The following is an 11,835-nucleotide window of genomic DNA, read 5'->3' on the forward strand; positions in this document are numbered from 1 at the left end:
GATCGGCATGGATTTTGGTCTCAGCGAAGAACAGGAAATGATCGTCGAGACGGTCCGCGCTTTCGTCGAAACCGAGATCTATCCGCATGAGAACGAGGTCGAGCGGACCGGCATCGTGCCACCGGAACTCGGGCGCGAGATTCAGCGCAAATGCATCGATCTCGGCTTTTACGCCTGCAATTTCCCGGAGGAGATCGGCGGCGCCGGCCTCGACCATGTCACCTTCACGCTGGTGGAGCGCGAGCTCGGGCGCGGCTCGCTCGGCCTGACGGTCTTCTTCGGCCGGCCCTCCGGCATCCTTATGGCCTGCGAGGGCGAGCAGCGCGAGCGCTATTTGCTGCCGGCGGTGCGCGGCGAGAAGATTGATGCGCTTGCCATTACCGAGCCGGGTGCCGGTTCCGATATGCGCGGCATGAAATGTGCTGCCCGCCGCAGCGGCGGCGATTTCGTCCTCGACGGCACGAAACATTTCATCTCGCACGCCGACGTCGCCGATTTCGTCATCGTCTTCGCCGCCACCGGCGAGGAGGAAACGCCGAAAGGCATCAAGAAGAAGATCACCGCCTTCCTCGTTGATCGCGGGACGCCGGGGTTCGAGATCCTGAAGGGCTACGATTCGGTTTCGCATCGCGGCTACCACAATTGCACCCTCAGCTTTACCGATTGCCGGATCCCTGAAGCCCAAGTGCTGGGCGAGGTGCATCGCGGCTTCGATATCGCCAATCGATGGCTTTACGGCACCCGGCTGACGGTTGCCGCCACCTGCGTCGGCCGGGCCCGGCGCGTCTTCGAGATGGCACTTCCCTATGCCGCCGAACGCAAGCAGTTCGGCAGGCCGATCGGCGCCAATCAGGGCGTTTCGTTCAAGCTCGCAGATATGATCACCGAGATTGACGCGGCCGACTGGCTGACGCTTGCCGCCGCCTGGCAGGTCGATGCCGGTCTTGCAGCCGACCGCCAGATCGCCTCGGCCAAGCTCTACGCCTCCGAAATGCTGGCCCGGGTCACTGACGAGGCGATCCAAATCTATGGTGGCATGGGTCTGATGGATGACCTGCCGCTCGCCCGCTTCTGGCGCGATGCGCGCGTCGAGCGCATCTGGGACGGCACCTCGGAAATCCAGCGGCATATCATCAGCCGCGATCTGCTTCGGCCCCTGGGAGCGTGAACGGATGACATCCAAACCGCTCGACCGCCTGCTCAGACCTCAAACGATCGCCGTCTTCGGCGGTCGCGAGGCGCGCAGGGTGATCGAGCAATGCGACCGCATGGGCTTTTCGGGCCAGATCTGGCCCGTCCATCCCAAACTCGAGGAGGTGCTTGGACGGCCGTGTTATCGCTCTGTATCCGATCTGCCTTCTGCCCCGGACGCTGCTTTCGTGGGTGTCAACAGGACGCTGACGGTCGAGATCGTGCGCAGCCTTTCAGACGCCGGCGCCGGTGGAGCGGTCTGCTATGCATCGGGCTTCAGCGAGGCGACGGCGGAACTTGCCGACGGCACCGAACTGCAGCAGGCCCTTATGGAGGCGGCGGGTGACATGCCAATCCTTGGGCCGAACTGCTACGGGCTGATCAACGGTCTCGATGGCGCCCTGTTATGGCCCGACCAGCACGGCATGAAACGCATCGAACGCGGCGTCGCGATCCTCACACAATCCTCCAATATCGCCCTCAACCTCACCATGCAGACCCGCGGGCTGCCGATCGCCTATATGGTCACTGCGGGCAACCAGGCGCAGACATCGCTTGCCGATATCGCCAGCGCGCTGATGGAGGATCAGCGGGTCACGGCGATCGGTCTTCATGTCGAGGGTTTCGGCGACCTCGCGGCCCTAGAACGCCTTGCAGCCATCGCCCGCCGGTTGAAGAAGGCGGTCGTCGTGCTGAAGGTCGGCAGGTCCGAGCAGGCGAAACACGCGGCCGTATCCCACACCGCCTCGCTCGCCGGCAGCGACGCGGTGGCGGATGCCATGCTCACCCGTCTCGGTCTCGGCCGTGTCCAGAGCCTGCCGGCGCTGCTTGAAACCCTAAAATTACTGCATATCGCCGGCCCTCTCCCGAGCCATTCGATCTCGTCCATGAGCTGCTCCGGCGGCGAGGCTTCGCTGATGGCGGATGCCGCCGTCGGCCGCGAGGTGGAATTCCCGGCGCTGCAGCCACAACAATTGCCGCGTCTGCGTCAGGTCCTCGGCGATATGGTGGCGCTTTCAAATCCGCTCGACTACCACACCTTCGTCTGGGGCGATTTCGAACGCCAGGCCGAAGCCTTCAGAGCCATGTTCGAAGGCGGTTATGCCCTCAATCTCGTCGTTCTCGACTTCCCGCGTGGCGACCGCTGCGATGCGGCCGAATGGGCGACGACGGTGGATGCGGTGATCGCCGCCGCCTCTGCCACCGGTACACTGGCCGGCCTTCTCGCAACCCTTCCGGAGAATATGCCGGAGCCGATCGCCGATCGTCTCATGGCGAATGGCATCATCGCCTTTTCGGGCATCGACGAAGCCATTATTGCGGCGGAAGCCGCCGCCGGTATTGGCAAGGTCTGGGATCGCCCGCCTCCCCTGCCGCTGCTCGACGTGCCGTCCATGGACGGCGAAATCGAGACGCTGACGGAAGCCGACGCGAAGACGGAACTTGCTGCCTGCGGCCTCCCTGTTCCCTGGGGGCTGCAGGCTTTTTCTCCTCGCGAAGCCGCCGAGCAGGCCGAGCGGCTCGGTTTTCCCGTCGTGCTGAAGGGTCTCGGCATTGCGCACAAGACCGAGGCCGGCGCTGTCGTTCTCAACCTCAGAGATCCGGAGGCGGTGTCAAATGCGGCGGCAGCGATGCCGGCGAATGGCGGTTACCTCATCGAGAAGATGATCGATCCGCCGGTCGCCGAGCTCATTGTCGGGGCTACCCGCGATCCTGTATTCGGTTTGTCGCTCACCTTGGGAGCTGGCGGAATATTCGTCGAACTGCTTGACGATTCCATCGTTTTGCCGCTGCCCGCAACAAAGGCCGAAATTCGCGACGCGCTTTTGGGCCTCAAGATTGCTAAGGTGATCCATGGCTATCGTGGGCGGCCGAGGGGTGATCTCGACGCCGCCGTAGACGCTGTCGCAGCTGCGGCAGAATATGTCGTAAAAAATGCGGTGCGCCTGGAGGAACTGGACCTTAATCCGTTGATGGTTCTGCCCGAAGGGCGCGGTGTTGTTGCAGTTGATGCTCTCATACGCCGAAGGAGGTAGCATAGGTGTGAGCGACTACGTTCGTACACGACGTGACGGCGCAGTACTGGAAGTCGTTATCGACCGGCCGAAGGCGAACGCCATCGACCTCGCGACCAGCCGTGCCATGGGCTTGATCTTCCGAGATTTTCGCGACGATCCCGAACTGCGTGTCGCCATCATCTCGGGCGCGGGCGAAAAGTTCTTTTGCGCTGGATGGGACCTGAAGGCGGCGGCATCAGGCGATGCCGTCGACGGCGATTACGGCGTGGGCGGCTTCGGCGGGCTCCAGGAACTGCGCGACCTCAACAAGCCGGTCATTTGTGCGGTCAACGGCCTCTGTTGCGGCGGCGGCCTGGAGATCGCGCTTTCGACCGACCTGATCATTGCCGCCGAGCATGCGACTTTCGCCTTGCCGGAAATCCGCTCGGGCACAGTCGCCGACGCGGCCTCGATCAAGCTGCCGAAGCGCATTCCCTATCACATCGCCATGGACATGCTTTTGACCGGACGCTGGCTCGACGTGCACGAGGCGCATCGCTGGGGTTTCGTCAATGAGGTTGTGCCGGCCGAACGGCTGATGGAGAGAGCCTGGGAGCTCGCCCGGCTGCTCGAAAGCGGACCGCCGCTCGTCTATGCGGCCATCAAGGAGATCGTGCGCGAAGCGGAGGGTTCGACGTTCCAGACAGCTATGAACAAGATCACCAAAAGGCAGTTTGCAACAGTCGACCGGCTCTATTCGAGCGAAGACCAACTGGAAGGCGCGCGGGCTTTCGCGGAGAAGCGAAGCCCCATTTGGAAAGGACGATAAGGAGGCGGCGGCAACCGCGCATTTTCCCGCATGATGCGGGCACCGGAGGTGGAGAGGAAACCGCCTGCGATCCTGCCCGGAAGTTCTGTCAACGCACCACAAAGAAGGAACTGGGGAATGAACGACTATACGAAATACCTCGCAAGCCGCGTCACCGCGGGCGGGCTCAGCCGCCGCGAATTCATGGGACGCGCCATGGCGGCGGGCATCACACTTGCCGTCGCCGACAAGCTCTTCACCGAAAGCGCCGAAGCCGCCGAACCGAAGCGCGGCGGCCATCTGAAGCTCGGCCTTGAGGGGGGCGCCGCCACCGATTCCAAGGACCCGGCGAAATTCCTGTCGCAGTTCATGTTCTGCGTCGGCCGCTGCTGGGGCGACATGCTGGTTGAGTCAGACCCGCTGACGGGTGCGGCGGTGCCGGCGCTCGCCGAATCCTGGGAGCCGTCGAAGGACGCGGTGACCTGGACCTTCAAGATCCGAAAGGGCGTCAAGTTCCACGATGGCAAGGAACTGACGATCGATGATGTCGTCGCCACGCTGAAGCGTCACACCGACAAGAAATCGGAATCCGGCGCGCTTGGCGTTCTCGGCTCGATCAAGGAGATCAAGGCTGACGGAGGCAATCTGGTGCTGACACTCAGCGAAGGCAATGCCGACATGCCGCTGCTGCTGTCCGACTACCATCTGGTCATTCAGCCGAATGGCGGCGTCGACGATCCGCTGGCTTCGATCGGCACAGGTCCCTACAAGCTGACGAGCTTCGAGCCCGGCGTCCGCGCCACCTTTGAGAAGAACAAGGACGACTGGCGCAGCGACCGCGGTTATGTCGATTCGATCGAGATCATCGGCATGAACGATGCGACCGCCCGCATCGCCGCACTTTCGTCCGGCCAGGTGCATTATATCAACCGCGTCGATCCGAAGACCGTCAATCTCTTGAAACGTGCCCCCAATGTCGAGATCCTCTCGACCGCCGGCCGGGGCCATTACGTCTTCATTATGCATTGCGACAAGGCGCCGTTCGACAACAACGACCTGCGGCTGGCGCTCAAATACGCCATGGACCGCGAAACCATGGTGCAGAAGATCCTCGGCGGCTACGGCAAGGTCGGCAACGACTTTCCGATCAACGCCACCTATGCGCTGTTTCCCGAGGGCATCGAGCAGCGCGTCTACGATCCCGACAAGGCCGCTTTCCACTATAAGAAGTCAGGCCATAGCGGCTCGGTCCTTCTGCGCACCTCCGAAGTCGCCTTCCCCGGCGCCGTCGATGCCGCCGTGCTCTACCAGGAAAGCTGCAAAAAGGCCGGGATCGAGATCGAGGTCAAGCGTGAGCCGGGCGACGGCTACTGGACCAATGTCTGGAACGTCCAGCCCTTCTCGACCTCATATTGGGGCGGCCGTCCGACGCAGGACCAGATGTATTCCACCGCCTATCTCTCGACGGCGGACTGGAACGACACCAAGTTCAAGCGTCCTGACTTCGACAAGCTGTTGTTGCAGGCCCGTTCCGAGCTTGATGAAGCCAAGCGCAAGGACATGTATCGTACCATGGCGATGATGGTGCGCGATGAAGGCGGCGTGATCCTGCCGATGTTCAACGACTTCGTGAACGCCTCTACCAAGCAGGTGAAGGGGTATGTTCACGACATCGGCAACGACATGTCGAACGGCTACGTCGCCACCCGCGTCTGGCTGGACGCCTGATGGCAAGGGGTGCAGCGCCCCTCCGATCTCCGACGAAGCTGGGACCGTGGGAAGAAAACCCGCGGTCCTCCCGACGTTTTAGCCAAAGGCATTTGCCATGACCAACCCTGCCCCAAGCAATATCTTGCCGGGCCTGAGGCTCCGGCAGCGTTTTCCGTTGCTTGCCCTCATCCTCGAGCGCTTCGTGCTCAGCATTATTCTGCTTTTTGCGGTTTCCATCCTGATCTTCGGCGGGCTCGAAGCCCTGCCCGGCGATTTTGCCACCACCTATCTCGGCCAGTCGGCAACGCCGCAGGCCGTTGCCAATATCCGCCAGGATCTCGGACTGGACCGTCCGGTCACGACACGTTACGTCGAGTGGCTCGGCAATGCCGTCCAGGGTGACTTCGGCACCTCATGGGCCAGCAAGAATTCGGTGAGCGAGCAGATCGGCAAACGTCTCGGCAATTCGCTCTTCCTGGCGGGGTTCGCAGCGGTGATTTCGGTGCCGCTCGCAGTCGGCCTCGGCATGTTCTCGGTGCATTTCCGCAACCGCATGCCGGATAAGATCATCAACGTGATCTCGCTTGCCGCGATCTCGCTGCCGGAATTCTTCATCGGTTACCTGCTGATCCTCTTCTTCGCCGTGAAGTTCGGCATCGCCACCTTTCCGGCGACCGTCTACGACAGCATGGGCTTCGCCGAGCGGCTGAAGGCGATCGCGCTGCCGACCGCTACCCTGGTGCTCGTCGTATTGGCGCATATGATGCGTATGACCCGGGCTGCGATCCTCTCGGTGATGTCGTCGGCCTATATGGAGACCGCCGAGCTTAAAGGTCTCAGTGCCTTCCGCGCGATCGTCAAGCACGCCGCCCCCAACGCGCTGGCGCCGATCATCAATGTCGTCGCATTGAACCTCGCCTATCTCGTGGTCGGCGTTGTCGTCGTCGAAGTGGTCTTCGTTTATCCCGGCATGGGGCAATACATGGTCGACGCGGTCACGGTGCGCGACATGCCCGTGGTGCAGGCCTGCGGCCTGATCTTCGCGGCCGTCTACATCTTCCTCAATATGATTGCCGACATCCTTGCGATCATCGCCAATCCGCGGCTGAGGCATCCGCGATGAGAGCAAGAGACATACCCATCACCGCCTGGATCGGCATGGCCGGCATTGCCGTCGCCTTCATTTTCGCTGTCTTCGCGCCCTGGATCGCGCCCTTCGGGGAGACCCAAGTCGTCGGCGACGTCTGGCAGCTGCCCGACGACAAATATGTCTTCGGCCTCGACAATCTCGGCCGCGATATCCTCTCGCGGCTGATCTACGGCGCGCGCACGACGCTGCTCGTCGCCTCCGCCGCCACCATCATATCCTTCTCGCTCGGCATCATCCTGAGCTTCACGGCCGCCGTCTCGCGCGGCCTCATCGACACGGTCTTTTCCCGCTTCAACGATCTGATGATGTCGATCCCGACGCTGATCTTCGCGCTGGTGGTGCTCGCGGTTCTGCCGCAGAATATCCTCGTCCTGATCCTTGTCATGGCGATCCTCGATTCCACTCGCGTCTACCGTCTCGGCCGCGCCGTGGCGCTCGATGTGGCGGTGATGGAATTCGTCGAGGCGGCCAAACTGCGCGGTGAAGGCAAGCTCTGGATCATCTTCCGCGAAATTCTGCCGAACACGCTGTCGCCTCTGCTGGCCGAGTTCGGACTGCGCTTCGCCTTCTCGATCCTGTTCCTCTCGACGCTCTCCTTCCTCGGCCTCGGGATCCAGCCGCCGGCGGCCGACTGGGGCGGCATGGTGAAGGACAACAAGGACGGGATCATCTTCGGCATTTCAGCCGCACTGGTGCCGGGTACGGCGATTGCGGTGCTCGCCATCTGCGTCAACCTCGTCGTCGATTGGCTGCTGAAACGCACATCCAGCCTCAAGGGAGGGCGTGGCGATGCCTGAGCTTCTTTCCGTTCGCAACCTAAAAATCGAGGCGACCAGCTATCCGCCGGGCGAGCCGCCCAAGCGGGTTACGATCGTCGACGACGTTTCCTTCGACCTCAAGAAGGGCAAGGTTCTCGGCCTGATCGGAGAATCGGGCGCCGGCAAGTCGACGATCGGCCTCTCGGCGCTTGCCTATGGCCGCGGCGGTGCCGAAATCACCGGCGGCGAGGTTCGGCTCGACGGCACCGATATTCTGGCACTCGGCAAGAACGGTGTGAGGAAAATCCGCGGCGCCCGCGTCTGCTATGTCGCGCAATCGGCGGCAGCCGCCTTCAATCCGGCGCACAGGCTCGGCGATCAGGTGATCGAAGCATCGGTCAAGCATGGGCTTATGACGAGGGAGGAGGCGCGCAAACGGGCGCTTTATCTGTCCCGTGTCCTCGGCCTGCCCAACCCCGAGACCTTCGGCGAGCGCTTTGCCCATCAGGTTTCCGGTGGCCAGTTGCAGCGCGCGATGACGGCGATGGCGCTCTGCTCCAACCCCGAGCTCATCGTCTTCGACGAGCCGACCACGGCACTCGACGTCACCACGCAGATCGACGTGCTGGCGGCGATCAAGCATGCGATCGAGGAGACCCATACGGCCGCCCTCTACATCACCCACGATCTTGCCGTCGTCGCGCAGATTTCCGACGACATCATGGTCCTGCGCCATGGCAAGCAGGTGGAGTATGGCAGTGTTCAGCAGATCATCGAGGCGCCGCGCGAGGACTATACCCGCGCCCTCGTCAATGTCAGGCAGGCCTATCGCGAGGAAGCCGCCGATCAGTCCACGGCCCTTCTCAAAGTGGAGAATGTCAGCGCCGAATATTCCAACGGCTTCAAGGTGCTGCACGGTGTCTCGCTGCATGTGCCGAAGGGGCAGACGCTTGCCGTCGTCGGCGAATCCGGCTCCGGAAAATCGAGCCTGGCACGCGCCATTACCGGCCTCCTGCCGCCAAGCAGCGGAGGCATCGTCTTCGGCGGCAAGCCACTGGTGCCCGATCTGAAGAACCGGCAAAACGACGACCTCAGGCGTATCCAGCTGATCTATCAGATGGCCGACACGGCGATGAACCCGAGGCAGACGGTTCGCGACATCATCGGCCGTCCGTTGACCTTCTATTATGGCCTCAGAGGTGCGGAGAAGACGGCCAGAGTGAAGGAATTGCTCGATCAGATCGAGATGGGCAACGGCTTCATCGACCGCTACCCGGCCGAACTCTCCGGCGGCCAGAAGCAGCGCGTGGCGATCGCAAGAGCCCTTGCCGCCAAGCCCGAGCTCATTCTTTGCGACGAGCCGACCTCGGCGCTCGACCCGCTGGTGGCCGAGGGTATCCTCAAGCTGCTGCTGCGCCTGCAGCAGGAGGAACAGCTGTCCTACATCTTCATCACCCACGACATCGCGATCGTCCGGGCGATTGCCGACAGCGTGGCGGTGATGCATCGCGGCAAGCTCGTGCGCTTCGGGCCGAAATCGACGGCGCTGTCGCCACCCTTCGATGATTACACCGATCTGCTGTTGAAATCGGTGCCCGAAATGGAAATTGGCTGGCTGGAACGGGTGCTGACGACGCGGAAGATGGCAAGCGCCGGGAATTGAAGGCTCGAAATCTTTCGGCACTCATCCGGATATGATGGCTTCGTTGGAAAGCGGTGTCTTCAATACTCTGCCGGCACCGCATACACTTCCGCGGATGGATCTGCGAGGAACGAGCGCACCGTCGGTGGCAGCTGGCGTGAAGACAGCGGCAGTGGTCCGCAACGCGACAGAAGCTCGCGTAGGTTGGGCTCGGCGCCGACATGCCGCCAGATCATGCGCGACGCATACGGGAGATTTTCCCGTCGCCACGAAACTCCCATTGTCGTCCCGCGCAGATAGACGCGCTGGTACTCATCGAATGGCAGGAGGATCGTCTGTGAAAGTACCGGATTCGGGCCGACGACTCGCTCCGTAATGAAGATCCGGTTTCGATAGAAGGCCGCAAGGCCGACATATTTCGAAAATTGCTGGATGCCGTTTCCAGCGTCCCGCAGACGCTCCATTGATTTGACATGCACAAGCCCACCCTTCTCCACAAAGCGGCTGCACGAACAGACAACCATCCCCGGCCAGGACGGGGAGCGATGATAGGTCTGGAAATAGCCAATATGGCGCCGGAGCGCGGTCAGATCGCCTGGGAACGCCTTTAATAGTTCGGAACTTTGATTGAGGTCTAGAGTCGGTTTGCGAAGCCGCTCGCGAAAGAGCCTGGGAGCGAGACCAAAATCGGCTGCGTCGAGGTCGAAATACTTGGCTATGCGCGCGAGATTATGGGCAGACGGCCTCGTCTGGCCGTTGATATATCGATTGAATTGCTGCCGGTTGATATCGATCGCGCGGCAAAGATGCGAAATGGAACGTTGCGTGGCACAGGCGATCTTGAGGTTCTCGACTAGGTGGGGCATCGGCGGTTCCATCTGAATGATGGCAGCGTAAACTCGCTCAAAGATGCGTCAAGTCGCGAAATTGCGTGAAGCAGCCTGATCTCTACGTTCCCTTCTAATAACGTTGAAAAAGGGAACTGAAATGACACGTGAAAAGGATCAATCTTCGCCTCTGAGTATCGGCCGCCGTCACTTCGTTGGCGGTGCCGTCGCGCTGGGTGCTTTGCCAGTCCTCACCTCCGGCCTCTTGATGCCGCGCGATGCCCGCGCGGAAGCGAAGCGCGGTGGTCATCTGAAACTCGGTCTCAAGGGCGGGGCCACCAGTGATACGCTCGACCCCGCGACCTATAGCGCCTCGGTGTTGTTCGTGATTGGCCGTCTCTGGGGCGACACCCTTGTCGAATCCGACCCTAAGACCGGGGCGCCCTTGCCGTCGCTGGCGACTTCCTGGACGCCATCGGCGGACGCATCCGTCTGGACTTTCAAAATCAGGAACGACGTGCAGTTTCACGACGGCGGCAAGATGACCGTCGCGGACATCGTCGCGACACTGAAACGACACGCGGACAAGAATTCGCAGTCGGGCGCTCTGGGGCTCATGGCCTCGATCACCGGTATCGAAGAAAAAGCTGGCGACCTTATCCTCACACTTTCGGAAGGCAATGCGGACCTGCCTTTGCTTTTGACCGACTATCACCTGATCATCCAACCGAAGGGCGGCCTCGACAAGCCTGCGGCGGCCATCGGTACAGGTCCTTACATTCTGAAAAGCTTCGAACCGGGCGTTCACGCAACCTTCGAGAAAAACCCGAAGGATTGGCGCTCCGACCGCGGCTTTGTCGACAGTATCGAAATCCTCGTCATCAACGACAACACCGCCCGCGTTGCCGCACTTGCCTCCGGCCAAGTCCATTTCGTCAACAATGTCGACCCCAAGACAGTCCCGATGCTGCAGCGAGCACCGACCGTCGAAATCCTCCGGAATGCAGGCAAGGGCTTCTATTGTTTCCTAATGCATTGCGACACGGCTCCCTTCGACAACACCGATCTTCGGCTTGCGCTGAAATATGCCATCGATCGTCAGGCGATCCTCGACAAGGTTCTGGGCGGCTACGGAGTCATCGGCAACGACTATCCGGTCAATTCCAACTACGCCCTCGCCCCGACCGATATCGAGCAGCGCCCTTATGATCCAGACAAGGCCGCCTTCCACTTCAAGAAAGCGGGTCTCGACCGCTCCATTCAACTGCTCACGTCAGACGCAGCCTTTCCGGGCGCTGTGGATGCGGCGATCCTGTTCCAGCAAAGCGCGCGCAAGGCCGGCATCACGATCGACGTCAAGCGCGAACCGGAAGACGGCTACTGGACCAATGTCTGGAACAAACAGCCCTTCTGCGCCTCGTTCTGGGGCGGTCGTCCGACCCAGGATTCGCGCTATTCCACCTCTTACCTGTCGACCGCAGAATGGAACGACACGCGTTTCAAGCGCCCTGACTTCGACAAATTGGTTCTGCAAGCAAGGTCAGAACTCGATGAGGCCAAGCGCAAGGTGCTTTATCGGCAATTGGCCCTGATGGTGCGAGACGACGGCGGTCTGATCCTGCCCGTCTTCAACGACTACATCATGGCCTCTTCGAAAATGCTGCAGGGATATGTCGACGACATCGGCAACGATATGTCCAACGGCTACATCGGCAGCCGTGTGTGGCTTAATGCCTAAAGCTCTTCTGGATA

General features: G+C 61.4%; 9 protein-coding genes. 8 read left to right on the top strand and 1 reads right to left on the bottom strand.

Features of this window, described 5'->3' with window-relative positions; all coding sequences use genetic code 11:
- Window positions 1-7 precede the first annotated feature (7 nt).
- The 7 genes from RHE_RS23485 to RHE_RS23515 all read left to right on the top strand — a co-directional run bounded on the left by RHE_RS23485 (window position 8) and on the right by RHE_RS23515 (window position 9,277).
- Window positions 8-1,168, top strand: coding sequence for an acyl-CoA dehydrogenase family protein (locus RHE_RS23485; protein WP_011427753.1), 1,161 nt, complete (start codon window positions 8-10; stop codon window positions 1,166-1,168).
- Window positions 1,169-1,172: 4 nt separating this feature from the next.
- On the top strand, window positions 1,173-3,227 hold the full coding sequence (locus tag RHE_RS23490; protein WP_011427754.1) for an acetate--CoA ligase family protein: 2,055 nt from the start codon (window positions 1,173-1,175) through the stop codon (window positions 3,225-3,227).
- 7 nt (window positions 3,228-3,234) lie between these two features.
- The gene (locus tag RHE_RS23495) at window positions 3,235-4,017 is read left to right on the top strand and encodes a carnitinyl-CoA dehydratase (RefSeq protein WP_042119745.1); all 783 of its coding nucleotides are present in this window, start codon (window positions 3,235-3,237) and stop codon (window positions 4,015-4,017) included.
- Between the two features lie 117 nt (window positions 4,018-4,134).
- The gene (locus tag RHE_RS23500) at window positions 4,135-5,724 is read left to right on the top strand and encodes an ABC transporter substrate-binding protein (protein WP_042119747.1); all 1,590 of its coding nucleotides are present in this window, start codon (window positions 4,135-4,137) and stop codon (window positions 5,722-5,724) included.
- 97 nt (window positions 5,725-5,821) lie between these two features.
- Window positions 5,822-6,829: an ABC transporter permease gene (locus tag RHE_RS23505; protein WP_011427757.1), complete on the top strand. Its 1,008-nt coding sequence runs from the start codon at window positions 5,822-5,824 to the stop codon at window positions 6,827-6,829.
- A complete protein-coding gene (locus tag RHE_RS23510; RefSeq protein ID WP_011427758.1) occupies window positions 6,826-7,653 on the top strand; it encodes an ABC transporter permease in 828 nt (275 codons plus the stop codon). The genes RHE_RS23505 and RHE_RS23510 overlap by 4 nt, the downstream gene beginning before the upstream one ends.
- Entirely contained in the window at window positions 7,646-9,277 is a 1,632-nt protein-coding gene (locus tag RHE_RS23515) for an ABC transporter ATP-binding protein (protein WP_011427759.1), read from the top strand. The genes RHE_RS23510 and RHE_RS23515 overlap by 8 nt, the downstream gene beginning before the upstream one ends.
- Window positions 9,278-9,336: 59 nt before the next feature.
- Here RHE_RS23515 and RHE_RS23520 read toward each other — a convergent pair whose 3' ends face one another.
- Window positions 9,337-10,122: a helix-turn-helix domain-containing protein gene (locus RHE_RS23520; protein WP_011427760.1), complete on the bottom strand. Its 786-nt coding sequence runs from the start codon at window positions 10,120-10,122 to the stop codon at window positions 9,337-9,339.
- 121 nt (window positions 10,123-10,243) lie between these two features.
- Between RHE_RS23520 and RHE_RS23525 the strand changes: the two genes are divergently transcribed.
- On the top strand, window positions 10,244-11,821 hold the full coding sequence (locus RHE_RS23525) for an ABC transporter substrate-binding protein (protein ID WP_011427761.1): 1,578 nt from the start codon (window positions 10,244-10,246) through the stop codon (window positions 11,819-11,821).
- Window positions 11,822-11,835: the final 14 nt, after the last annotated feature.

The sequence above is a fragment of the Rhizobium etli CFN 42 genome, assembly GCF_000092045.1.
GTDB lineage: Bacteria > Pseudomonadota > Alphaproteobacteria > Rhizobiales > Rhizobiaceae > Rhizobium > Rhizobium etli.